Genomic DNA, 23,424 nt, shown 5'->3' on the forward strand with positions numbered 1-23,424 from the left:
TAGTGAAAAAGCTTTTCAAATTTTTCTTAAACGCCATTCCGCGACCTTTATTAATCAGGGCTAGTTATGTGGTGAGACCTATTATGGCTACCTTTTTGAAAGGTGACCGTTACGAGGACCCTATAGACGGAAAAACATTTAAGAAATTTTTACCGTACGGTTATGGTACTCCAAGAGAGAATGTACTATCTCCATCTACGCTCTCACTCGAACGTCATAGACTCTTATGGCTTTGGTTACAATGGGAAACAGATTTCTTTACTAAACCAAGAAAAACGTTGCATTTTGCTCCAGAGCAAGCTTTTTATAAACGCTTTCGCGAAAGCGCACACCTAGATTACACCACCACAGATTTAAACTCTCCGCTAGCAGATGTGAAAGCAGATATATGTGATTTGCCTTTCGGCGAAAACAGTTATGATCTCATATTCTGTAATCATGTATTAGAGCATATCCCTGATGACACTAAGGCGATGCAAGAATTATATCGCGTATTGAAACCTGGTGGAATGGCAATTTTACAAATTCCTCAAGAACTTGATAGAGCCATAACATTTGAAGATGACACCATCACAGATCGTGATGAAAGAGCTAAGATTTTTGGACAATATGACCACGTTCGTGTCTACGGTCGCGACTATTTTGACAAGCTAAGAAGTATAGGGTTTAAAGTAGACGAAGTTAATTACACAAACACCCTATCTCAAGAAGAAGTAGATAGATATAGGCTAGCTCAAGGTGAGATATTACCTATTTGTTATAAATAATCGTATTTTCATGCATTGCTAATTAATCTAATCCAATGGGACATCCAGCTAAAACGATTTGTTTGTTTTTCCTTTTTAGCTCTTACGTTTTATTTGGACAAACTTCAAATGACTGCTTAAATTCCATACAAGTGTGTGGCAGTTTACAATTAGGTATAGAACCAGCAGGAGTTGGATTTGACGAATTTTCATTACCTAGTAATACTCGCCCACCTTGTTTTTTCGGCTTTTCTGATACTATCTGGCTAAGTTTTACATTTGTATCGGACGGTACATTTGGTTTTACTATCACTCCTACCAATAATACAGATGATTATGATTTTGCTGTTTATGGCCCCACAGACGACTGTAGCTTACTAGGCGATGCCATAAGATGCTCAACTACAAATCCACAGGCTGCAGGAGTTTCAGCAGCCACTGGCTTATCTACAGCAGAACCTAATGGAGATGTATCGGAAGGTCCAGGAGCTAATGGTGATGGTTTTTTGAGCGGTCTGAATGTTCTAGCTGGTCAGACTTATTATGTTTTAATTGATCGCGCGATAGGTAATGAAAGTTTTGACATTGAAACCACAGGAACCTCACAACTACCAGAAACTCCAACTATAAACCCAACTCCAGACCAAGAATTATGTGACTTAGACGGCCCTGTAGACGAGAGAACTATTTTTGATTTAGCTACACTTATTCCATCAATAAATAATCAGAATAATGTAGCCGTGACATTTCATGAAACTCTTGACAATGTAAGCACAGGCGCAGATCCTATTGAATTAGATTATGTCAACATAGCAAATCCACAAACACTTTATTATCGAGTAGAAAATACGCTCACAGGATGTTTCAATATTAATGAATTTGATTTATCCGTATCCATACCCTTTGATGTGACTTTACCCGAAAATCTTCAAATTTGCACTAACGATCCTCAGCCTATTGTACTTATCACAGAACCTAATTATGCCTTCTATGAATGGAGCAATGGTCAATCTGGAGAAAACCTCAATCAAATCACAGTCAACACTCCTGGAACTTATAGCGTTATTGTAACAGATATCAGTGGTTGTAGAGCGACAGAGAGCACTACGATTGCTGGAAGTTCTATTGCAAATATCACAGAGATATCTGTTACTAGTTTTGCACAGAATAATAATACCGCAATAGTAAATACGGAAGGTCTAGGCGAGTATGAATATGCTATTGATACAGCAAGCAACTTTCAGGACAGCAATACTTTTACAGGACTGACTAACGATTATTATGATTTTTATGTAAGAGATAAAAATGGATGTGGCACTGTTACTAAAAGACAACTCATTTTAGATTACCCTCGCTACTTCACACCTAATGGTGATGGATATCATGATGAGTGGAAAATCATTGGTATTGGCGATATAGAAGATATAGCATCCATTTACATATTTGATCGATATGGTAAATTACTAAAGCAGCTATCACCTCAATCTAGTGGATGGAATGGAATATACAGAGGAAAATTACTTCCTTCTAGTGACTATTGGTTTTTATTAAAATTTAATAACCGAGAAGACGTTGCTGGACATTTTCTATTAAAACGTTAATCCTGTATATACTTATTAAATCCCTCCGTCATATAGACCCCGCCGTCATAAACTAAGTAAGCCTCTACGTCTTGACCTTTTAAAGCTTCCTTAGCACGATCAAGGCCCATCGCCATACATGAAGTTGCCCAAGCATCTGCCGTAGCGCAATCTACTGCGATAATGGTTGCACTAAGCACATCACTGCGCTCTGCAGAACCCGTAAGCGGATTTATAGTATGTACATATTGCTTACCAGTAGCTTCATCAATTCGGTTTTTTCTATAATTACCAGACCCAGCCATGGCTTTATCTTTTAGACCGACCAATGCGCTATGCGTTCGTTTCTCTAAGGGCGAGTCAAGATTTTCTATTCCAACTACCCATGACTCCTGCTTCCTTTCGTTGAACCCAGAAGCTACTATTTCCCCCCCTATATCTACAAGAAAATTACGATACCCCTCTTCATTCATGAAAATTGCAACTCGATCTACACCATAACCTTTTGCAACGGCATTAAAATCAAAATATATCTCTGGATAGGTTTTATGGATTTTATTATCTTCAGTAAGAGTTACCTTATCCCAACCCACATACTCCATTAATGAATCAAGAACTGTACTATCAATTACTTTAAGCGCCTCAGTATCTCCAAATCCATATGCATTTCGCAGTGTTCCCACAGTAGGGTCAAAATAGCCTGAGGTGGCTTTGTTTAGCTTTCGCGAAAGCGTATATACATCCCTAAACATACTATCAACAACAATAGTACTATCGCCACTATTAATTTTAGAAATGTCACTATTTGGCAAATAAGTACTAAGTGATGTATTGACCACATTAATAACAGAATCAATACCTCTTTTGACCTTAATTGCCTCTTGCTCTGCCCCAAAATATTTTACAGCATACGTAGTTCCAAACGCATCTCCTTGAATGATAATCTCATCAACGGTATTTTCTTGTTTGCAAGAAAATACCGTGATAACTAAACATAGTAAAAGTATTCTCATTACATTATTTCTTGAAGTCCGTTATAAATCTCTCGGTATGGCTTATCCTTTTCAACAGGTAGCTGATAGTTATCACCGTGTCCTAACCCTACTCCAGCATAAAAAGTACGCGCTTCAAATTTGAGGGCATGATCTCGCATTCTAATCATCTGCGCTTCGTCATACACATTTGCATCTTCTGGAAACGTACGAGCTCTTACGATAACAAAATGTAGTTTTTTATCCTTGAGAGCCACAAATTGCGGGTCCTTTTTGAGCTTAGAATTTACTGCCATAAATTCGTAGCCTTGACTAGTAAGATCATCACCCACGATATTCATCGCGAGGTTATGAAGCTCTTGTTCTGTAAGAAGTTCTGCCATTGTACAAAGATAATATTCACGTACAATTATACCTAACCACCCGATAATTTTGAAAGAATCGAGGAGGCTAGAAACACAAAACCCGATACATTGCTGTATCGGGTTTTCAAATTTTCGCGAAAGCGAAATTATATACTATCCTCCAAAGTCATCAAAACGGATGTTCTCATCTGGAATTCCATAATCTTCGCCCATTTTCTGAACAGCGTTGTTCATAAGTGGAGGACCACAGAAGTAAAGCTCGATATCTTCTGGAGCTTCATGTTTACTTAAATATTGATCAATTACTACTTGGTGAATGAAACCAACAAAACCGTCTCCTTCTCCATCTGTAGAATCTTTTACTTTCCAGTTATCCTCTTCCATAGGCTCAGAAAGCGCTAGGTAAAACTTGAAGTTAGGAAATTCTCTTTCTAACTCACGGAAGTGCTCTAAGTAAAATAACTCACGTTTAGAACGTCCTCCATACCAATAAGTAACCGTACGTCCGGTTTTAAGGGTTTTGAAAAGGTGATACAGGTGTGAACGCATAGGCGCCATTCCTGCTCCACCACCTACGTAAAGCATCTCAGACTCAGACTCGTTTATGAAGAACTCTCCATAAGGACCAGAGATCACTACTTTGTCACCAGGCTTCTGTGCAAATATGTATGATGAAGCAACCCCAGGGTTAACATCCATCCATTGGTTTTTTGCTCTATCCCATGGCGGCGTAGCAATACGTACGTTCAACATAATCTCACGACCTTCGGCAGGGAAGGAAGCCATTGAGTATGCACGCTCTACAGTCTCATTATTCTTCATAGTAAGAGGCCATAGACCAAACTTATCCCATTCTGCTTGAAACTTATCTGGAGTTTCATGCTCTTCTGGGTGAGCAGTAATGTCAATATCTTTATAGTTGATTGTACATTCAGGAATTTCAATCTGAATATAACCACCAGCTTTGTACCCCATATCTTCAGGAATCTCTACTACAAATTCCTTAATAAATGAAGCTACATTATAGTTACGTACTACTGTTGCATCCCACTTCTTAATCCCAAATACTTCTTCTGGGATAGTGATATTCATATCTTGCTTCACTTTTACCTGACAAGCAAGACGCGCTCCATGAGCAAGTTCCTTACGAGAAAAGTGTGGCGTTTCTGTAGGCAATGCTTCTCCACCTCCTTCAAGAACGTGACACTCACACTGTATACAAGTACCTCCACCTCCACAGGCAGATGGTAAGAATATTTTGTTGTTACCTAATGTAGAAAGTAATGTACTTCCAGAGGCAACCTCTACTTGTTTCTCTCCGTTAATTGTAATTGTTACAGGTCCCGATGGAGATAGCTTTTGCTTTGTAAAAAGCAATAATCCCACGAGCAGTAACGTAAGTACTAAAAAGGCAGCGATTGTCGCGATGACAACGCCGGACATTGATGCGGCTAGTATCATAATTAGTTTTCTTTTTCGTTAGCAATTTTGTCAACAGCGATCATAGCTACCGGTTGACCTTCTTCTTTTACTTCTATCTGTGCAGCTTCTACTGCTGGAGCTTCTTCTTCATCACCTCCAGTAAGCATTCCTCCAAAACTCATAAATCCTATTGCCATCAATCCTGTGATGATAAAAGTAATTCCCAATCCTCTTAAAGGTGCAGGAACATTTGAGTAACGTATTTTCTCACGAATGGCTGCAATTGCAAGAATTGCTAAGAACCAACCTATACCAGAAGATATACCGTAGTTGAAGGCAAGACCTAACGTTTGGATATCTCTAGATTGCATAAACAATGACCCTCCTAAGATGGCACAGTTTACCGCGATAAGTGGCAAGAAAATACCAAGTGAGTTATACAGTGATGGCGAGAATTTCTCTACTACAATTTCCACCAGTTGTACCATTGTTGCAATAGTTGCAATAAATAATATAAACGATAAGAAACTTAAGTCATAATCTGCATATTCAGGACCTAACCATGCTAAAGCACCGTCACGTAATATGTACTGATCAAGTAACCAGTTAATAGGCACTGTTACCGCAAGTACAAATATTACTGCAGCTCCAAGTCCTACAGCAGTAGTAACTTTTTTTGACACCGCTAGGTAAGAACACATCCCTAAGAATGTTGCAAATACCATGTTATCGATGAAAATGGATTTAAAAAATAATTCAATATGCTCTAACATATCTTTGATTTTATAGGTTTACGCTTTCGCGAAAGCGTGAAAATTAATTCTTAGTTCTCTTCTACTAAAGCAGGATTTCTTGATCTCTGTACCCAGATAATCAAACCTACCACAATAAGTGCCATAGGTGATAGCAACATAAATCCGTTGTTCTCATATCCTATACTGTATAGTCCTGTTTTTTCAATAGGATCTCCAAGTACTTTAAATCCAAGAAGTGTTCCTGAACCTAAAAGCTCTCTAAAGAAACCTACCATAATAAGTATCACACCATAACCAAGTGCATTACCTATTCCGTCTAAGAATGATCTGTAAGGTCCGTTTCCTAAAGCAAATGCTTCAAAACGCCCCATGATAATACAGTTTGTAATAATCAGTCCTACAAAGACAGATAGCTCTTTACTCAACTCATAAGCAAATGCCTTAAGCGTTTGATCTACCACAATTACCAACGTTGCTACAACGATAAGTTGTACAATGATTCGGATTTTTGAAGGAATCACATTACGTAAAAGCGATATTACTACGTTACCAATCCCGAGTACAAAGAGTACAGAAATTGCCATTACAATAGATGCTTTTAGTTGCGCTGTAATTGCAAGTGCAGAACAGATACCTAATACTTGAATAGTAATTGGGTTATCATCTGCAAGCGGATCAAGTATAAGTCTTTGATCTTTTTTTGATAGTATCGCCATTATGCTTTGGTTTTAAAATCTTGAATAAATGGAACGTAATTCTTAAGTGTACTCTTAATCATTGCACTTACACCATCACCTGTGATAGTAGCTCCTGCAAGAGCATCTACTTTATTATCTTCTTTACGTTCGTTTTTTGGATCGTTATTACCCTTTGCTACAGTGATTCCAGAATATTGTGTCTTAGACATTATCTGCTCTCCTGTAAAGTCATCCATAAAATAACGCTCCTTGATATTTGCACCAAGTCCAGGCGTCTCACCTTTGTGATCAAAATACACACCTTGTACAATCAAGTTATCATCTAAAGCTACGTAACCCCAGATAGCATCCCAAAGTCCTTTACCGTACATAGGTACAACATAAAACTTCTGACCATCTTTCTCACCTACAAACAGAGGCATCTTACGCTCATTTTTAGGTAATTTACTTTGCTTCTTCATATCTACAGTAAATGCCTCATCACTTTGTGTGATTTTACCACTCTGTATAATGTAAGCTTCCTTGATGTATTTGTCATACTCTGCCTCTACCTTATCAGTAGGGATAAAGTTAACACCTCCTTCACCTTCAATATTTTCATTCACACCCATTGCATACAGAATGTTCTGTTGCTTTTCAAAGCGCTCATTTTCTTTAATTGCTGGCTTAAGACCTGTTGCAAGTCCTGCAAGCACTCCTCCTACTACAACTACCATAATAGTTGCAAATAGAATCGTATATCCGTTTCCGTCTGTCTTTGCCATCGTTATGCTGTTTTAAGTTTAAGACGTTTCATTCTCTTCTTCACATTCCCTTGAACCACGTAGTGATCAATAGTAGGAGCAAATACATTCATTAATAAGATCGCAAGGAATACTCCTTCTGGGTATGCTGGGTTAAATACACGAATCATGATAGAGATAAATCCTATTAAGAATCCGTAGATGTATTTCCCTTTGTTAGTTTGCGATCCTGTTACAGGATCTGTCGCCATAAATACAGCACCAAATAAGATACTACCTATAATAAGGTGTTGCCAGAAAGGAACACTCATTAATCCGTAAAATTTACTTGAACTATCAATCCATCCTGCGTCAACCACACCATTAAAGATAAGCCCCATTACTAGCGCTCCTGCTACAGCAGAAAGTATAATTCTCCAACTTGCTATTTTTGAAAAGATCAAAAATGCCGCTCCAAAAATGATTAAAAGTTTTGATGTCTCTCCTACAGAACCTGGTATAAAACCAGCAAACATGTCCCAGTAGTCATATACAACAGTACTATTCTGTGCATAACTACCTAAGATAGTTTCTCCAGAAATAGCGTCTGGCTGTCCAGCCATATCTACTGCTTGGTGTACCCACACTTTATCTCCGGACATCCAAGTAGGATATGCAAAGAATAAGAAAGCACGGATCGTAAGTGCAGGGTTAAGGATGTTCATCCCTGTTCCTCCAAATACTTCTTTACCTATTACTACACCAAAGATTACTGCTACAGCAAGCATCCATAATGGAATATCAATAGGAACAATAAGTGGCACAAGCATTCCAGTTACTAGGTAACCTTCTTCTACCTCGTGTCCTTTTATAACTGCAAAAATAAATTCTACTAAAAGACCTACACCGTAAGAAACCACAACAAGTGGTAATACTGTCCAAGCTCCCATTGCAAAGTTATCCCAGTTCCAGAAATTTCCATCAAAGAAACCTACAGCCTTATACTCTGCTGCTGTTCCAGCTACTTCTGCAACTGCGTAGTAATGCTGGTATCCAGCATTAAATATTCCAAATAACAAACAAGGAATCAATGCGATGATTACCGTGTTCATTGTTCGCTTTAAATCATCTACCGCTCTAATGTGACCACCACTATGTGTCGTCTCATTAGGAGCGTACAAAAAAGTGTGAAGTGCGTTGAAAGCCGGAGCCATCTTCTTCCCTTCATACTTCATTTTAAGCTTATGTAAACTTTCTTTCATTCCCATAACTTACCCTATTTCTTTATACATAACATCTAATCCCTTTCTGATAATTTCTTGATGTGGCTGTTTAGACACACACATGAATTCAGTAAGTGCAAAATCTTCTGGAGCTACTTCATACATACCAAGTGCTTCCATCTCATCTAGATCTTCTACCATACAAGCCTTAAGGATTTGCATAGGGTAAATATCTAAAGGAAAAACCTCTTCATAGTTTCCTGTTACTACAAACGCACGGTGCTCACCATTTGTATTAGTATCAAGATCATACTTTTTATTAGGTTGCATCCATGAGAACGTAAGTGCTCTAGATGGAGATATTTTATCAAAAACTGGCTTATTCCACCCAAAGAATTCATAATCATCACCTTCTGGGATAGCTACAAACTCTGTTGCATAAAAACCTAGAGCTCCTTCTGGACTCACTTTACTACCAGTAAGTACATTACCAGAAATAAAACGATTATTATCTCCCTCTACTCCTGCAGCATATGCAAATGTAGAAACCTCTGCCCCTATCATTGTCTTATAATACTTAGGCGCTTTGATAGATGAACCAGATACAGATATTACACGTTGTGCATTAAACTTACCCGTAAGCAACAACTCTCCAATAATAGCTAGATCCTGTGCAGCAATCGTCCACGCAGTTTCTCCTTTATTGATTGGGCTTGTTTTATTTATTAAAGTTCCAACGTTCCCAGCTGGGTGCGGTCCTTTTACTGTATGAGTTACAACATCCTTAAGTCCAGAAAATATAGAAGAGCTTGCTCCTATAGAAACATGAACACCTCCAGAAGTAAGCGTTGCAAGCGCAGAAACTGCTGCTTGTAAGTGTGCTTCCTTACCTGCAAGTACAAAATCAAGGTCTGCAGCGAGTGGCCCTGTATTTAATCCAGAGATAAAAATCGCCTTTGGAGTTACTGTTGGGTTTGCAACAACATCATAAGGACGTTGCTTGATAAATGGCCAAACCCCTCCTTCAAGTAATCTCGCTTTTATCGCCTCTGCACTTGCAGATGCACCTAAAGCTCCTAGATCACGAGTAGCACCAGCATAATCTGCTTCAATTACAATATCAGTAATCACACGGCGTGCGCCACGCTTGATTTCTGTAATTGTTCCAGCTACGGGAGATACAAATTTGATTTCTTCTTGAGACTTTGAGTAAAATATTACATCTCCTGCCTGTAGGGTCGCTCCTTCTTTAACGACCATTTTAGGAGTAATGAGATGAAAATCTGAAGGTCTAATAGTAATGGTACGCGATCTAGGCGCCTCAGAAATTGTTTTTTCTGCTTCGCCTACTAATCGGATATCAAGACCTTTTTTGATTCTGATGTCTTTTGACATATGTCAGTAGATTTATGTTATCTAAAATCCTCTTAAATTGAGGTTTGCAAATTTACATAATACCGTCCGTATTTCCGAGTGTGACTAAGTGAAAGTATTATTTATAACATTTCTAAATAATGTTTTACACAACTCATTAAACAAAGCTTCTCAAAACACTATATTTCAAACGTTTTCACCGTAAAAAATATCTCTTTTTAAGATTCTTGTTAAGCCTATTTGGCTAAGACTCTGCAAAATTAATTTTAAAATAACATCAAATTAAGGCGCACAATTCTTAAAAAGGAATGTAAAATGCTTGCAATCTTACATTATGCTCCATTTTTAGGATTCACTTCCCGCTATCACATTTTCGCGTAAGCATAATCATCAAACATCATCCTTTGCCACACCATATTGATTAACGCAATATCTCGGCATCAAAATTGTTTATATTTGGTATCCATCCATGTTTTATGAGACCATATTTCACCATTTTATTGATTGTACTTTCGATGTCTGCTGCTGCTCAAGCAGTGCAAGAACTTCCAGAACCTGCATTTATAAAAACTGTACAGTTTAATGAAAACAGTACTACCGGTACCTCGCTGCCTATTATAAAACTGGGGAGCAGTTTGCGACTTTCTTTTGACGATATTATAGGAGATGAGCGTGATTATTTTTATAAGATAACACATCACAATGCAGACTGGACACCTAGTAATCTCGTACGTTCTGAGTTTATGGATGGTATGGATAATGTGCGTATCCTCGGGTTTGAAAACTCAGTAGCCACCCTACAACTTTACACTCATTACGACCTGAGCATCCCTAACCAGATGACTAAGAGACTTACTAAAACAGGTAATTACCTCTTGAGTATTTATGATGAGGATGACAATCTTGTTTTCTCTCGTAAGTTTATGATTTTTAATCCTCAATATAGTGTGGGAGCAGAGGTTAAGAGGTCTCGCGACTTGAGATATATAGACAGCAAACAAGTGTTGCGCTTTTTTGTAGACTCTGGAGACGACCTCATCATCAACCCAAAAACTAATTTACACACCGTTCTCATCCAAAATAACAACTTAAAAACGGCTATTACAGGCATAGATCCTCAATACAATATAGGAAGCAAACTTGAGTATCGCTATGATCAAGAAACAGCTTTTTGGGGTGGTAATGAATTTTTCAACTTTGAAAATAAGGATGTACGATCTTCTACTTTTGCTATACGAAGTATAGAGCTTAAAAGTCTTTACCACAACTACCTCTATACAAACCCTGCTCGTTATGATGAGCCGTACACCTACAATCCAGATATTAACGGTAATTTCTTAATTAACACTTTGCAAGGTCGCACACCACTTACAGAAGCAGAGTATGTGTGGATTCACTTCTCTTTACAATATCCAGAAGTTAACGCCGGACAATCTATCCATGTCTATGGAAACTTTAATAATTATGTAATCGACAAAAGCACTGCTCTTACTTATAATAGTGACTCACGCCGCTATGAATTACCCTATTTGCTTAAACAAGGATTTTACAATTATCGCTACGTACTAGTAAACGCAGATGGAAGTATTGAAGAGAAAGATAATATAGACGGTAATTTCTGGCAGACAGAAAATGATTATCAGATATTAGTATACTACCGCAAGCCTGGCGGGCGCTTTGATGAGTTATTAGGATATGGCACCACAAACTCTAGCCAGATTACAAACTAATTACAACATATGTAGTTAGCATTATTTCTTTACGCTTTCGCGAAAGCGTATCCTTCTAAAAATCCTATATTTATATCGTGAAGGAAACAGAAATCAAACCAACTAGCCGAAAGGCGATGCGATATAGAGGCGTAGAGTGCTTAAACTGCAAGCACCCTCTAGAACTCTCTGACCGCTTTTGCGCATACTGCGGTCAAATAAACACCACCAAAAGACTTACGCTCAAAGATTTTTTTAATGAGTTTATACTAAGTGTATTTACTTATGATTCTCGATTTAGATACACTGTAAAAGATTTATTGTTTAAACCAGGCACCATCACTAGGTATTATGTAGATGGCAAACGTCTTAAATATGCAAACCCTTTTCGGTTTTTTCTAAGCGCCTCTATTTCTTACTTTATAATACTAGCCATCATAGGCTTTATAAATGGTAATAATGATCTAGACTTCACAGATGATGGAGCCATACAGTTCAATGTTGATGAAGCAAAAGGAGATATTGACGCAATAAAAGACATAACGAAAGATATCAACATAAATGAACTTCAAAACCTCAATCCAGAAGATGCAGACCTGCTAGAAGAAAAAATTAATAATACTATAGAAAATAGTGTCTCAAAACTTAAAGAGCGAAAAAAGACAAAGGACTCCACAAAGAGAGCCGTCAAAAAAGCTCCTTACAGCACCCGTTCTGAAGCCTCTATTGACGGGATGTATCTTTCTAAAATTGCAACAAAGGGCGAGATTTTTTATGATTTCTTTGAGTATACAGAAATAAGTGATCCAGTAGCTGCTCTAGATAGTTTAAACTTTAGCAAGACTAGAACAAACATTTTTTTATATAGCAAGAATGAAGATATAAAACGTGTGAAAGATAATCCAGCACGTTTTATTAGGTTCTTAGCTTCAAAAATTCCTTTCTTCTTATTCTTTTTCGCACCTATTTTCGCACTCTTTTTGTGGCTGATTTATTCAAAAAAGCGATTCAACTATATGGAGCATCTAGTGTTCATATTCCACATTTTTAGTTGGGTCTTTTTAGTACTACTTATAGCCATCATTCCAGACCTACTTATTGGGGATGAAATAGTTGCATCACTCCTACTTCTATTAGTCGGTCCATTTTACTTTTACAAGGCACTTCGCAATTTTTATAAACAAAAAAGAAGGTGGACGCTACTAAAATTTGTATTTTTAAATATCATATTCTATTTAGGAGCAACAATATTTGCCGTAATTTTCTTTGCAATCACTGCATTTTTATTTTAAGAATGGTACAACAAGTTACACGAGGAATCAAGATTTCTGTAGAGACTACCTTTGAGGGCACATTTTATAAAAATCATAAAATGCGCTATGCCTTTGGCTATAAAATAACGATTGCAAACCAGAGTAAAGATAGCGTGCAACTTATGGCTCGTCACTGGAGAATAACAGATGCCCTTAGCGCACCAGAGACCGTTGCCGGAGAAGGTGTCATAGGTAAAAAACCTGTTCTTAAACCTGGCGAAAGCCACACCTACAGTTCTGGATGCTTGCTCAACTCTGCCTTTGGTGCAATGCAAGGTTTTTACCAAATGGTAAACTTTACTACTACACGTAATTTTAGAGTAAAAATCCCAGTATTTAAGCTGAGTGCACCGTTTGCTTTAAACTAATAGCCGAGAATTTTTGAGAAGTAAGCTCAAGGCGAAAAAGTGAATCTCCCTGCTCAAGCGTGCAATATGCACAGTTACTATCATACACAAAACGATAATCACTCACGGCAGAGAAACCGTTTGGAAATGCTGCGACACCTTCAAAGTCCTGCTCGCCAAACTCAGTAAACCTTCTTACAATACCTTTTATCTCAGAGAGAATCTCAAGATGAAAATAAGCACTACTACCTGTGCCCTCTAGAAAGTGAACGTTTTCTGGCAACACAACCTCATCTTCAACAGTGTATGCAGCGGGAACTCGTCTATCAAAGTAGTTTGTGAGATTCTCGCGTAGCGCAGTAGAATTATAAGGTGTAATCACACCATTAAAAACCTGATAAACCCCTTCTTGGGATGCGCTTTTCTCTACATTACCAATGGTACTTGGCGTAAATTTTTTATTACGCTTTAAGTATTTAATAATTGCCTTTTCCTCAGTACTAGCGAGTATCGTTTCTGTAACAAAGCGAGCGCAATTACTTCCTATTTTCCCAAATGCTTTATAAGGAACGCTTCCTTGATTTTGCAGTAAGTGAATGTAAGCAAGTGCTTTCTCATAATTAATGGCCGAGCAAAGCGAAGCTACAAGTCTTCCAGACCCATGCGTTTTTTCTGGATGTGCATCAAGCCAAAGCAAAAGCTCATCTAGATTTTCAAGCGTTCCATTATTTACAATTGCCTTTACAGGTACTTTAAGTTCTACATCTGTATTCGCACCTCGCACACGACCTTTTCCTTTGGGAGTAATATATCTGCCAAAGTCAAAATATTTTGCTTTACCAGTCTCATTTTCTATAAGCACTAATGCAGCATGACCCGCTTTGATGTGCGTGCGCGTACCAAGTCCCATGAGCGGTAAAATTTTACACATGAGCTCATCAGACATTTTTACAAACGTATCTGGAAAAGCGAGCACTATAATCTTTCCATTATATATCACGCAGGTATCATTTCAAATTGAGCGGTGTGAACTTCTTCCTTTTGAAGATCATTGTACGTCATCTCACAAGTGTCATCTATTTTTTCTACCTGAGTAACGCTTACTGTTTTTAACAAGCCGCGATTAATTTGCAGGTCTACATGTGCATCACCTTCTCCTGCTTTGGTATGAAAATCAAATAAACTTTCCTTACTCCAATCTGTTGTTTCCTTAAAAGCTGCAAACCAAGTACGACGTTTATCTTTCATGGTGGCATCATATAAGGTAGATGAAGACCATATTTTCGGCTCATTACCTAAGACTGTTATATGTGCTTTCTCACCATCCCAAACTAATTCTGTAGCCTTGAGTGTATTACTCCAGTCTATAGCTACAATCGTAAAAGGCTCAATACCCTCATAACTGAACGTATCTATAGCCTCAGACAAATCGGCTGCCTTAAGAAGTTCTTTTACCACTATGCCACGGCTCATTGCATAGCTTTCCTTTCTCACATGAATTTCAAAACCTCCGTTAAGCAAGCATATCATCCTATTTTTTTCAGAAATGCCTATCCACGTACCGCCAGCGACAGCGTCTTTTGGGAATAGCATTTTTGTTCCATCCACATCATAAAAGTCTGGAGTGAGGGTGGTTCTACCCACCGCTTCATCACGATTAGACGTAAGAATGAACGTATTATTTTCTTTAGGAATATAGGTTACAGTACACATTGAGGGATAAGTCGCAGTTTAATGGGTGAAATTACGAAAAAAAGAATAGTAAGGTTTCCTAAGGTTTGTTTCTAAGTTACGCTTTCGCGAAAGCGTAAAAATCCCACTTGTTACACTCTTCCCAAAGACCTGTATCATCCTATCTTAAATTTGTAACTTTACAACTCGTAAAAAACAAAACAAAAAAACATCATGGGAAAAGGATTTTTTCAAGTTCCAGTTGCTGTAAACGAAGAGGTAAAATCGTATGCTCCAGGCTCTCCAGAACGCGAGGCCGTAGCAGCAGCTTATAAAGAATTATTTAATGCACACACAGAAGTACCGATGTACATCAACGGTAAAGAAGTGCGCACAAAAAATACACGCACGATCACTCCACCACACGATCACAAAAAAGTGGTAGGTGAGTATCATCTTGCAGAAAAAACACACATTGATCAAGCAATTGCTGGAGCACTAGAAGCTCGTACAGAGTGGGCAGAGCTTCCATGGGAGCAACGTGCAGGTATCTTTCTTAAAGCTGCAGAGCTTATTGCAGGACCATACCGCGCAAAGATTAACGCTGCAACGATGATTAATCAATCTAAGACTATATATCAAGCAGAAATTGATGCTGCTTGTGAGCTTATAGACTTCTTACGTTTTAATGTGCAGTTTATGACAGACATCTATAACGAGCAGCCAGAGTCTACTTCTGGAGCTTGGAATAGATTAGAATATCGTCCACTAGAAGGATTTATCTATGCGATTACTCCTTTTAACTTTACAGCGATTGCTGCAAACCTTCCTGCTGCTTGTGCACTTATGGGGAATGTAGTAGTATGGAAGCCTTCTGATAGCCAGATGCTTTCGGCTAAGATTATTCTTGACATCTTCCGTGAGGCTGGTGTGCCAGATGGTGTAATCCAAGTTGTACACGGAGATCCTATCATGATTACAGATACAGTACTTGCAAGCCCAGATTTTTCTGGACTACACTTCACAGGATCTACTCATGTATTTAAGGATATCTGGAAAAAAATAGGTGAGAACATTCACAATTACAAGACATACCCACGTATCGTAGGTGAAACTGGCGGTAAAGATTTTATCGTTGCTCACCCTAGTGCTCCTGCTAAGCAAGTTGCAACAGCAATCTCGCGTGGTGCTTTTGAATTCCAAGGACAGAAATGTAGTGCAGCAAGTCGCGGTTACATTCCTGCTTCTATATGGGAAGAAGTAAAAGAGTATGTTATAGAGGATGTGAAGTCTTTTAAAATGGGTTCTCCAGAGGATATGACTAACTTTATTACTGCTGTAATACACGAAGGATCTTTTGACAAGCTTGCAAAATACATTGACCAAGCAAAAGAAGATGCAAATGCAGAGATCATCGTAGGTGGTGGACACGACAAGAAGAAAGGTTACTTTATTGAGCCTACTGTTATTGTAACTACAGATCCTAAGTACACAACGATGCACACAGAGCTTTTTGGCCCAGTGATGACTATCTACGTATATGAAGATAAAGATTGGAGTGACATGCTTACTCTAGTAGATGAGACTAGTGAGTATGCACTTACGGGAGCTATACTTTCTACAGATCGTTATGCTGTACAAGAGGCTACTAAAGCTCTTAAAAACGCTGCAGGTAACTTCTATATTAATGACAAGCCTACAGGAGCAGTTGTAGGGCAACAACCTTTTGGTGGAGCTCGTGCATCTGGAACTAATGATAAGGCTGGTTCTATGCTTAACTTACTACGCTGGGTAAGCCCACGTATGATTAAGGAAACATTTGTAACTCCTACAGACTACAGATACCCTTTCTTAGCAAAGAAGTAATACTCTAAAACAACTATTAATGATAAAGCCCATTCTTTTTAAAGAATGGGCTTTGTTTTTTTTACACACTGTGATGATTGGCTTACTGTATAAACCCAACACCAGCTGTTGTATTTGTAATGGGGTCAATAATGATAAATGAACCTCCTTGCTTATGATCTGTATAACGATCATAAAAAAGTGATTTGGCAAGTTTAAAATGTACCGTTGCAATTTCATTAATCGCCACTTCACTAGCGCCAGTTTCTGGTGTAGAAAAATCTGTTGGGATAATTTCTTGTATTTGAGACACCTTTGCAAGTATGCGCTGCGTCGTGTGCTGCAGCTCGTACTTTTTACCTGCCGTAAGCACCATGTCATCCATCCAGCATACGGTTGCCGTAAGCTCTTTGGTTTGCTCCGGAACTTCGGTAGACTTTACAATAACATCACCTCTGGTCACATTAATATCATCTTCTAGCGTGAGTGTTACAGAATTACCCGCTTGGGCTTCTTTATAAGAATCTTTGTAGCTGAATATGTCTTGAACTTTTGATGACTTTAAACTAGGCAGTACCGTTATCTCGTCTCCTACCGCTATTGAACTTCCATACACCTTACCTGCATACCCTCTAAAGTCATGAAAGGCGTTGGTTTTTGGTCGTATTACCGTTTGTACTGGAAAACGCATAGGCGTATCGCTCGCTGCTTCTGGTGTTACGTTTTCTAAATATTCTAAAATAGATGGTCCTTCATACCAGCCCATTTTCGCGGAAGCGGAAGCTACGTTATCACCTGTAAGTGCACTTATAGGAATAAACGTTATCTCTTGATCTTTATAACCACTCTTTGCTCTAAGTGCATCAATATCATTTTTAATGCTATCAAAAACAGACTGATCATAATCTACCAAGTCCATTTTATTTACTGCAATTACCACGTGCTTAACTTGCAGAAGCGCATTGATAAAGAAATGCCTAAATGTTTGCTCGATAACGCCTTTTCTAGCATCTATGAGAATAATAGACACCGAAGCATTTGATGCTCCAGTAATCATATTACGGGTATACTCGACATGCCCAGGGCTGTCTGCTATAATGTAACTTTTAGTAGGTGTCGAGAAATAAATGTGAGCTACATCAATCGTGATTCCTTGTTCACGTTCTGCCACTAATCCATCTGTCGCAAGTGAAAAGTCTAGGTAATCATACCCTAACTTTTTACTGCTTTTTTCTATAGCCTCAAGTTTATCATCAGTAAGTGATTGCGTGTCGTATAACAACCTACCTATTAAAGTACTCTTTCCATCATCTACACTTCCAGCAGTTGCCAGTTTCAATACTTCCATAATCTAAAAATAACCTTGTTGTTTACGTTTTTCCATTGCTGCCTCGCTGCGTTTATCATCTATACGCGCTCCTCGTTCTGAAATACGGCTTACTTTAATTTCGTTTACTATCTGCTGTATAGTAACTGCTTCAGAAGCTACAGCTGCAGTACATGTCATATCACCTACGGTTCTAAAGCGTACAACACGATCTTCTACCTCTTCATTGTCGTCTCTATACACGCAATCTGAAGCACTCCATATCATTCCATCACGCTCAAATGTTTTTCTTGTGTGTGAAAAGTAAATACTTGGAATTTCAATTTGTTCTTGTTGTATGTAGCTCCACACATCAAGCTCTGTCCAGTTTGAGATAGGAAAAACGCGAACGTTTTGTCCTAATTCTATATTACCGTTAAGCAAATCGAATAATTCTGGTCGCTGGTTTTTTTCATCCCACTGTCCAAAATCATCTCGTACGGAGAAGATACGTTCTTTTGCACGTGCCTTTTCCTCATCGCGACGAGCACCACCTATACACGCATCAAATTTAAACTCTTCAATAGCATCCAGAAGTGTGGTAGTCTGAAGACTATTTCTACTCGCATACTTTCCAGTTTCTTCTGTTACTTTACCTTGATCAATAGCATCTTGTACATTACGTACAATTAAATTGAGTCCAAGTTCCTTTACTAAATCATCTCTAAATTTGATGGTCTCTGGGAAGTTGTGACCCGTATCTACATGTAGTAATGGAAATGGGATGGCAGCTGGATAAAATGCTTTTTGAGCAAGTCTCACCAAGGTGATACTATCTTTCCCTCCTGAAAATAATAATACTGGATTTTCAAACTGAGCAACTACCTCTCTAAATATATAAATGGATTCACTCTCGAGTGCATTAGTCTTTAATATCTCTTTCATATGTCTCTCTGCTTAGAGATGTAAACCACATTCTCTATGTTCTAAAACTTTTGTTGGATCATTATAATTGTGTTCATTAGGCAACTTATGATCTACTAAGTACTTGTCTAATTCACTATCTGACCAATAATAAAAAGGGCTTACTTTAAGAACGCCATCTTTACTTAAACTTAAAATATCTAGATTATCTCTATGTGCCGTTTGACCTTGTCTTAAATTAGTAAACCACACATCTGGTTTGTGTACTTCCATAGCTCTACGGAAAGGTTCTAATTTTACCTGCTCTGTAAATTCTTTATGACTTTCATCTGCAACCGAAGGATTACCCATAACTACATCACGATGAGCACGGGTTTGTTGTGGTACATATAAGTCAATAGAAAGTGCTAGTTGATTAATAACCTCTTCTGCATGTTTATAGGTTTCTGGAGTATTGTAACCTGTATCACACCATACTACATTAATCTTATCGAACTCTTGAGAAACCACGTGTAAGATGGCCGCCTCATAAGGTCTGAAATTTGTTGTTATTACAGGTTTTTCAGCATGTTCTAATGCCCATTTTACAATATCTGACGGGCTTTGTGATTTTAAATCACTATTAAATTGTGTTATTTGCTCTTGAGTAAACTTCATTATTTTCCCCATTTTATTAAATTCCAAACACGCTCATGAAAAAAATAGAGCGCCATTTTTGATACTAATTCTACTGCCCCTATACTCAACGCTAAGGCTAGCGTACCAGTTACAAACCACGAAATAGCGATTGTATCAAGTGTCCCTATTGCTCTCCAGCTTATGGATTTCACAATACTGCGCATAGGTTTTTCTGCCGAAGCAGGAGTTTTCTCTTTAGAAGTATTTTTTGATTGTTTTAAAACAAGCGAATCGATAATCATTTCAGAATTATTTATTCCTATCGGATTACTAGGGTTAATCGGCAAATGTAAAATTATTAACTTAGGTTAACAAGAATAATTGCTATTTTAAAGGAAAATGCTAATAATAGAACTACGAACTAGCAGCCGCTACAAGGTCTGCAAGCGTGTTCTTTTCTAACACGAGTAGTGTGTTGTCTCTTATTTGAATCATTAAACTATGAACAGAACATGCATCCTCATCTTTACAATCTGCACAACGTTCATAATAATTGAGAGATACACATGGTAGCATGGCAACGGGTCCTTCAAGTACTCTCATGACCTCAACCATTTTGATATCCTTAGGCTCACGTCGCAGTTGGTATCCACCGCCTTTACCTTTTCGGCTGGATACGAAACCCGCTTTTTTAAGCGTAAGCATAATACTTTCTAGGAATTTTTGAGAGATATTTTCACTTTCAGCAATGGTGCCTATTTGCACCAAAGCATCTTCCCGTTGTTCACGGGCAATGTACGTTAAGGCTTTAATGCCGTATTTAGTTTTTCGCGAAAGCATATCTAAAACGAAAGTACTAAAAAACTCTACTTAGAAATAGGGATAATTTATAATTAAAAAATACTGGCATATACGTATTGAATATTAATTCTAAAATAATTCTATCTCATCATGAGCTTTAAAATGTTTAACGACACCGAAAAATCATACACTATTCACACCGAAAATTTCTGCAAAATTCCCCTAACTTATTTATTACAAGTACATAAAGAACCTTTATTTTTGATAAAAGAAAAATCCCTCAACTTCATTAAATGTTTAAAAATTTCTTTTTTTTATTCCTTTTTGCATTATCTATCTCTTATTCTAATGCGCAAGTTGGTATAAATACTACAAATCCAGATCCATCATCGGCTCTTGACATATCATCTTCTAATCGTGGATTATTACTACCTAGAATGACAGCCGTAGAGAGGGATGCTATTGTTTCACCTGCAGAAGGATTATTTATTTATAACACAGATAGTACTTGCTTTCAATTTTATAAAGCAACTGGATGGTCTGATTGCCTTGCCGAAGCCCCTACCACTTCCTTAGATTGTACTTCTCCAGTAGCAAATGGAACTTTTGCTACTGGGTTTCCTCTTGCTGGTAATGGCACTATCACCATAGATGTCCTAGTAAATGTAGTAGGCCCCTATTTGATTACAACAAACACCGTAAATGGTTATAGTTTTACGGGAGCAGGGGTATTTACAAATGCAGGCTTAACAAGTGTAACGCTAACTGGTGTTGGCATACCGCTTATTACTCAAACAGATACTTTTACAATATCCCTCGCTGGAAATTCCAATTTATGTACTGTAAACGTTACTACAGATTCCATACTACGCAACTGCCTAGAATATCGAAATAGCGGATCTACAACAGATGGCATATATACTATTGACACAGATGGCGCTGGGCCGCTGGCACCATACGACTGTTACTGTGATATGACAAATGACGGTGGGGGTTGGACCCTTGTCTTTAATCATAACATTGCAGGAGGATATTGGCTAAATGACACCCAAGCCAGTGAGTTCAATGTTTTATTACCAGGACTTACAACGCCTAAATATTCTATTTTGAGTAGACTAGATGACATTAAAAGTGATAGCGCGTATGAGTTTAGGATCTACTATCCTACATCCAATTTAAGAAACCACTGGAAACAAGATTTTGATCCACGAAGTGGACCTGGCACTAGCCCCGTAGCTGGTTACGTGCCGATTAGTATTGATATGACTCAAAGCGGTTGGGGAGGCTTAGAAACATCAGGAGGATCTACTTATCTAGACGGCTCTGTAGGATTTGGTAATTGGTTTTATTCTATTGGGAGTGTAAATCCTTGGGGAGGAGGTATTCCTGCAAATGCTAGTGCTTCAAATGCTGTCCAACTATATATTAGATAATAGTTTTAAACGTAAAGAAATGTCTAAAACACAGTTTTCATTACTATTATCATTGCTTTGGTTTTCTGTGAGCCTAGCACAAATAGGTGTCAACACCACCTCTCCAGATCCATCTGCCGCGCTAGATATAGTATCTAAAGACAAAGGAGTCCTACTCCCGGCATTAACCACCCAAGAGCGCGATGCAATACCCTCACCTACAGCTGGACTCTTTATATATAATAGTGACGATCATTGTTTTCAGTATTACAAAGGAACTGTGTGGTCTACTTGCCTTGCCGAACGTGGTGAGAATAATTTAGATTGTACGTCAATAGCAATAAATGGGACCTATATAAGCGGGACTACTCTAAACTCAAGCAATACCATCACTATTGATGTGCTCGTTAAAGTCATTGCTCCCTACACAATAAGTACAAATACTACTAATGGCTATAGCTTTAGTACTACAGGTATCTTTCCTAATTTAGGAATAAATACGATTACACTCACTGCCTCTGGAACTCCTATAACAAACCAAACAGATACGTTTACCATCGCTCTAGATGGAAATCCAAACACGTGTACTACCGCTATTGTTGTAAACTAATGGCAACTCTTAATACCATATCTTAAAAAATAGCCTCTGCTATCTGTCTAATATTATCACTCTTACCCATAGAGTAGTAATGAAGTACGGGTACACCCGCAGCCTTTAGCTCCTTGCTTTGCTGTATACACCACTCTATCCCTACTTGCCGAATGGCTGCTGCGTCTTTTGCATTTACGACTTCCATGACTAATGCATCTGGAACATCCACACTAAAACGCTGCGGAATTAAATTGAGTTGCTTCTTTGTCGCTAGCGGCTTGAGTCCTGGTATAATGGGTTTTGTGATACCTGCGGCTCTGCACTTATCTACAAAGTCGAAGTATTTCTGATTGTCAAAAAACATTTGAGTTACAACATAACAGGCACCAGCTTCTAGCTTTTTCTTCAAAAAATGAATGTCACTTTCAAGACTGGGCGCTTCCAAGTGTTTCTCTGGATAACCCGCCACACCTATGCAAAAATCTGTTTTGGCACTGTTCTGCAAATCTTCATCTAGGTAAGTGCCGTTATTTAAGTCTATAATTTGCTCTACGAGGTCTTGTGCATAGATATTTCCGTTTTTATTGGGCTTGTAGTAAGTCTCACTCTTTACCGCATCGCCACGTAAAGCCATCACATTCTCTATGCCTAGAAAATCCATATCTATCAAAAAATTCTCTGTATCTTCTTTTGAAAAACCACCGCACAACACGTGCGGCACTGCATCTACTTGATAGCGGTTTTGTATTGCAGCACAAATACCCACAGTACCAGGTCGCTTGCGTACCACCTTTTTCTCTAGCAACCCATCCTCACGCTCCTTATAAATGTATTCCTCACGGTGATAAGTTACATCTATAAAGGGTGGCTTAAATTCCATAAGCGGATCTATATTATCAAAAATAGTGTTGATATTTTGCCCTTTGAGAGGTGGCAAGATTTCAAATGAAAAATCGGTTCTCTTCTCTTCTATTGCTTTTGCTATGTGATCTCTTACTTTTGTCATAAT

General features: G+C 38.2%; 24 protein-coding genes. 8 read left to right on the forward strand and 16 right to left on the reverse strand.

What is annotated here, in order from left to right; genetic code table 11:
• The first annotated feature begins 2 nt into the window (after positions 1–2).
• Together ACJJVU_RS15315 and ACJJVU_RS15320 are read left to right on the forward strand one after the other, a co-directional pair.
• Positions 3–767: a class I SAM-dependent methyltransferase gene (locus ACJJVU_RS15315; protein ID WP_405227235.1), complete on the forward strand. Its 765-nt coding sequence runs from the start codon at positions 3–5 to the stop codon at positions 765–767.
• Between the two features lie 35 nt (positions 768–802).
• A complete protein-coding gene (locus ACJJVU_RS15320; RefSeq protein ID WP_405227238.1) occupies positions 803–2,347 on the forward strand; it encodes a T9SS type B sorting domain-containing protein in 1,545 nt (514 codons plus the stop codon).
• Here the strand turns inward: ACJJVU_RS15320 and ACJJVU_RS15325 are convergent.
• From ACJJVU_RS15325 to ACJJVU_RS15360, 8 genes are all read right to left on the reverse strand, one after another.
• Positions 2,344–3,339 carry an FAD:protein FMN transferase gene (locus ACJJVU_RS15325; protein WP_405227240.1) on the reverse strand — a complete coding sequence of 332 codons (996 nt, stop codon included), beginning with the start codon at positions 3,337–3,339 and terminating at the stop codon, positions 2,344–2,346. The two genes, ACJJVU_RS15320 and ACJJVU_RS15325, sit on opposite strands and share 4 nt — an antisense overlap.
• The gene (locus ACJJVU_RS15330) at positions 3,339–3,701 is read right to left on the reverse strand and encodes a Na(+)-translocating NADH-quinone reductase subunit F (RefSeq protein WP_298330150.1); all 363 of its coding nucleotides are present in this window, start codon (positions 3,699–3,701) and stop codon (positions 3,339–3,341) included. Before ACJJVU_RS15330 ends, ACJJVU_RS15325 begins: the two co-directional genes overlap by 1 nt.
• A 135-nt stretch (positions 3,702–3,836) precedes the next feature.
• Positions 3,837–5,144 (reverse strand): NADH:ubiquinone reductase (Na(+)-transporting) subunit F, encoded by a 1,308-nt coding sequence (nqrF, locus tag ACJJVU_RS15335; protein WP_013750223.1) that lies wholly within the window; start codon positions 5,142–5,144, stop codon positions 3,837–3,839.
• A gap of 2 nt (positions 5,145–5,146) precedes the next feature.
• Positions 5,147–5,878, reverse strand: coding sequence for an NADH:ubiquinone reductase (Na(+)-transporting) subunit E (gene nqrE / locus ACJJVU_RS15340; protein ID WP_013750224.1), 732 nt, complete (start codon positions 5,876–5,878; stop codon positions 5,147–5,149).
• Positions 5,879–5,928: 50 nt separating this feature from the next.
• Positions 5,929–6,576 (reverse strand): NADH:ubiquinone reductase (Na(+)-transporting) subunit D, encoded by a 648-nt coding sequence (locus ACJJVU_RS15345; RefSeq protein ID WP_013750225.1) that lies wholly within the window; start codon positions 6,574–6,576, stop codon positions 5,929–5,931.
• Positions 6,576–7,322, reverse strand: a complete 747-nt coding sequence (locus ACJJVU_RS15350; RefSeq protein ID WP_298330155.1) for a Na(+)-translocating NADH-quinone reductase subunit C — start codon at positions 7,320–7,322, stop codon at positions 6,576–6,578. Before ACJJVU_RS15350 ends, ACJJVU_RS15345 begins: the two co-directional genes overlap by 1 nt.
• 2 nt (positions 7,323–7,324) lie before the next feature.
• Complete coding sequence (locus ACJJVU_RS15355) at positions 7,325–8,548, reverse strand: NADH:ubiquinone reductase (Na(+)-transporting) subunit B (RefSeq protein WP_405227246.1); 1,224 nt, start codon at positions 8,546–8,548, stop codon at positions 7,325–7,327.
• A gap of 3 nt (positions 8,549–8,551) precedes the next feature.
• A complete protein-coding gene (locus tag ACJJVU_RS15360; protein ID WP_405227249.1) occupies positions 8,552–9,898 on the reverse strand; it encodes a Na(+)-translocating NADH-quinone reductase subunit A in 1,347 nt (448 codons plus the stop codon).
• A 455-nt stretch (positions 9,899–10,353) separates the two neighbouring features.
• Between ACJJVU_RS15360 and ACJJVU_RS15365 the strand changes: the two genes are divergently transcribed.
• The 3 genes from ACJJVU_RS15365 (at position 10,354) to apaG (ending at position 13,267) form a co-directional block, all read left to right on the forward strand.
• Positions 10,354–11,607 carry a type IX secretion system plug protein domain-containing protein gene (locus ACJJVU_RS15365; protein WP_405227252.1) on the forward strand — a complete coding sequence of 418 codons (1,254 nt, stop codon included), beginning with the start codon at positions 10,354–10,356 and terminating at the stop codon, positions 11,605–11,607.
• Between the two features lie 77 nt (positions 11,608–11,684).
• Positions 11,685–12,878 (forward strand): DUF3667 domain-containing protein, encoded by a 1,194-nt coding sequence (locus tag ACJJVU_RS15370; protein ID WP_405227255.1) that lies wholly within the window; start codon positions 11,685–11,687, stop codon positions 12,876–12,878.
• 2 nt (positions 12,879–12,880) lie between these two features.
• Complete coding sequence (gene apaG / locus ACJJVU_RS15375) at positions 12,881–13,267, forward strand: Co2+/Mg2+ efflux protein ApaG (protein WP_013750231.1); 387 nt, start codon at positions 12,881–12,883, stop codon at positions 13,265–13,267.
• On the opposite strand, the gene ACJJVU_RS15380 is transcribed toward apaG, so the two are convergent.
• The gene (locus ACJJVU_RS15380; protein ID WP_405227258.1) at positions 13,236–14,246 is read right to left on the reverse strand and encodes a DUF6695 family protein; all 1,011 of its coding nucleotides are present in this window, start codon (positions 14,244–14,246) and stop codon (positions 13,236–13,238) included. The two genes, apaG and ACJJVU_RS15380, sit on opposite strands and share 32 nt — an antisense overlap.
• Complete coding sequence (locus ACJJVU_RS15385; protein ID WP_405227261.1) at positions 14,243–14,959, reverse strand: NRDE family protein; 717 nt, start codon at positions 14,957–14,959, stop codon at positions 14,243–14,245. The genes ACJJVU_RS15380 and ACJJVU_RS15385 overlap by 4 nt, the downstream gene beginning before the upstream one ends.
• Positions 14,960–15,151: 192 nt before the next feature.
• Here ACJJVU_RS15385 and pruA point away from each other — a divergent pair, with 192 nt between their 5' ends.
• Complete coding sequence (pruA, locus tag ACJJVU_RS15390; RefSeq protein ID WP_339849247.1) at positions 15,152–16,783, forward strand: L-glutamate gamma-semialdehyde dehydrogenase; 1,632 nt, start codon at positions 15,152–15,154, stop codon at positions 16,781–16,783.
• An 82-nt stretch (positions 16,784–16,865) separates the two neighbouring features.
• Here the strand turns inward: pruA and ACJJVU_RS15395 are convergent, their stop codons facing one another.
• The 5 genes from ACJJVU_RS15395 to ACJJVU_RS15415 form a co-directional block, all read right to left on the reverse strand.
• Positions 16,866–18,110, reverse strand: coding sequence for a sulfate adenylyltransferase subunit 1 (locus ACJJVU_RS15395; protein WP_405227265.1), 1,245 nt, complete (start codon positions 18,108–18,110; stop codon positions 16,866–16,868).
• Positions 18,111–18,113: 3 nt separating this feature from the next.
• Positions 18,114–19,013, reverse strand: coding sequence for a sulfate adenylyltransferase subunit CysD (gene cysD / locus ACJJVU_RS15400; RefSeq protein WP_298330183.1), 900 nt, complete (start codon positions 19,011–19,013; stop codon positions 18,114–18,116).
• A 12-nt stretch (positions 19,014–19,025) separates the two neighbouring features.
• Positions 19,026–19,649: a phosphoadenosine phosphosulfate reductase family protein gene (locus tag ACJJVU_RS15405; protein ID WP_405227268.1), complete on the reverse strand. Its 624-nt coding sequence runs from the start codon at positions 19,647–19,649 to the stop codon at positions 19,026–19,028.
• Entirely contained in the window at positions 19,649–19,912 is a 264-nt protein-coding gene (locus ACJJVU_RS15410; RefSeq protein ID WP_204161766.1) for a DUF2061 domain-containing protein, read from the reverse strand. Before ACJJVU_RS15410 ends, ACJJVU_RS15405 begins: the two co-directional genes overlap by 1 nt.
• A gap of 112 nt (positions 19,913–20,024) precedes the next feature.
• Entirely contained in the window at positions 20,025–20,450 is a 426-nt protein-coding gene (locus tag ACJJVU_RS15415) for an Rrf2 family transcriptional regulator (protein ID WP_108877849.1), read from the reverse strand.
• 254 nt (positions 20,451–20,704) lie between these two features.
• On the opposite strand from ACJJVU_RS15415, the gene ACJJVU_RS15420 reads away from it, so the two are divergent.
• Together ACJJVU_RS15420 and ACJJVU_RS15425 are read left to right on the forward strand one after the other, a co-directional pair.
• Entirely contained in the window at positions 20,705–21,844 is a 1,140-nt protein-coding gene (locus ACJJVU_RS15420; RefSeq protein ID WP_405227272.1) for a fibrinogen-like YCDxxxxGGGW domain-containing protein, read from the forward strand.
• A gap of 19 nt (positions 21,845–21,863) precedes the next feature.
• Positions 21,864–22,433: a hypothetical protein gene (locus ACJJVU_RS15425; protein ID WP_405227275.1), complete on the forward strand. Its 570-nt coding sequence runs from the start codon at positions 21,864–21,866 to the stop codon at positions 22,431–22,433.
• 22 nt (positions 22,434–22,455) lie between these two features.
• On the opposite strand, the gene metF is transcribed toward ACJJVU_RS15425, so the two are convergent.
• Complete coding sequence (gene metF, locus ACJJVU_RS15430) at positions 22,456–23,421, reverse strand: methylenetetrahydrofolate reductase [NAD(P)H] (protein WP_405227278.1); 966 nt, start codon at positions 23,419–23,421, stop codon at positions 22,456–22,458.
• Between the last annotated feature and the right edge of the window lie 3 nt (positions 23,422–23,424).

Source organism: Dokdonia sp. Asnod1-B02, assembly GCF_045063955.1.
Taxonomy (GTDB): domain Bacteria; phylum Bacteroidota; class Bacteroidia; order Flavobacteriales; family Flavobacteriaceae; genus Dokdonia.

What these genes read in the sequence shown, in the direction of transcription:
- ACJJVU_RS15320 (WP_405227238.1), top strand. Translation starts at nt 803, where the DNA reads ATGGGACATCCAGCTAAAACGATTTGTTTGTTTTTCCTTTTTAGCTCT.
- ACJJVU_RS15325 (WP_405227240.1), bottom strand. Translation starts at nt 3,339, where the DNA reads ATGAGAATACTTTTACTATGTTTAGTTATCACGGTATTTTCTTGCAAA.
- ACJJVU_RS15330 (WP_298330150.1), bottom strand. Translation starts at nt 3,701, where the DNA reads ATGGCAGAACTTCTTACAGAACAAGAGCTTCATAACCTCGCGATGAAT.
- nqrF (WP_013750223.1), bottom strand. Translation starts at nt 5,144, where the DNA reads ATGATACTAGCCGCATCAATGTCCGGCGTTGTCATCGCGACAATCGCT.
- nqrE (WP_013750224.1), bottom strand. Translation starts at nt 5,878, where the DNA reads ATGTTAGAGCATATTGAATTATTTTTTAAATCCATTTTCATCGATAAC.
- ACJJVU_RS15345 (WP_013750225.1), bottom strand. Translation starts at nt 6,576, where the DNA reads ATGGCGATACTATCAAAAAAAGATCAAAGACTTATACTTGATCCGCTT.
- ACJJVU_RS15350 (WP_298330155.1), bottom strand. Translation starts at nt 7,322, where the DNA reads ATGGCAAAGACAGACGGAAACGGATATACGATTCTATTTGCAACTATT.
- ACJJVU_RS15355 (WP_405227246.1), bottom strand. Translation starts at nt 8,548, where the DNA reads ATGGGAATGAAAGAAAGTTTACATAAGCTTAAAATGAAGTATGAAGGG.
- ACJJVU_RS15360 (WP_405227249.1), bottom strand. Translation starts at nt 9,898, where the DNA reads ATGTCAAAAGACATCAGAATCAAAAAAGGTCTTGATATCCGATTAGTA.
- ACJJVU_RS15365 (WP_405227252.1), top strand. Translation starts at nt 10,354, where the DNA reads ATGAGACCATATTTCACCATTTTATTGATTGTACTTTCGATGTCTGCT.
- apaG (WP_013750231.1), top strand. Translation starts at nt 12,881, where the DNA reads ATGGTACAACAAGTTACACGAGGAATCAAGATTTCTGTAGAGACTACC.
- ACJJVU_RS15385 (WP_405227261.1), bottom strand. Translation starts at nt 14,959, where the DNA reads ATGTGTACTGTAACCTATATTCCTAAAGAAAATAATACGTTCATTCTT.
- pruA (WP_339849247.1), top strand. Translation starts at nt 15,152, where the DNA reads ATGGGAAAAGGATTTTTTCAAGTTCCAGTTGCTGTAAACGAAGAGGTA.
- ACJJVU_RS15395 (WP_405227265.1), bottom strand. Translation starts at nt 18,110, where the DNA reads ATGGAAGTATTGAAACTGGCAACTGCTGGAAGTGTAGATGATGGAAAG.
- cysD (WP_298330183.1), bottom strand. Translation starts at nt 19,013, where the DNA reads ATGAAAGAGATATTAAAGACTAATGCACTCGAGAGTGAATCCATTTAT.
- ACJJVU_RS15405 (WP_405227268.1), bottom strand. Translation starts at nt 19,649, where the DNA reads ATGAAGTTTACTCAAGAGCAAATAACACAATTTAATAGTGATTTAAAA.
- ACJJVU_RS15410 (WP_204161766.1), bottom strand. Translation starts at nt 19,912, where the DNA reads ATGATTATCGATTCGCTTGTTTTAAAACAATCAAAAAATACTTCTAAA.
- ACJJVU_RS15415 (WP_108877849.1), bottom strand. Translation starts at nt 20,450, where the DNA reads ATGCTTTCGCGAAAAACTAAATACGGCATTAAAGCCTTAACGTACATT.
- ACJJVU_RS15420 (WP_405227272.1), top strand. Translation starts at nt 20,705, where the DNA reads ATGTTTAAAAATTTCTTTTTTTTATTCCTTTTTGCATTATCTATCTCT.
- ACJJVU_RS15425 (WP_405227275.1), top strand. Translation starts at nt 21,864, where the DNA reads ATGTCTAAAACACAGTTTTCATTACTATTATCATTGCTTTGGTTTTCT.
- metF (WP_405227278.1), bottom strand. Translation starts at nt 23,421, where the DNA reads ATGACAAAAGTAAGAGATCACATAGCAAAAGCAATAGAAGAGAAGAGA.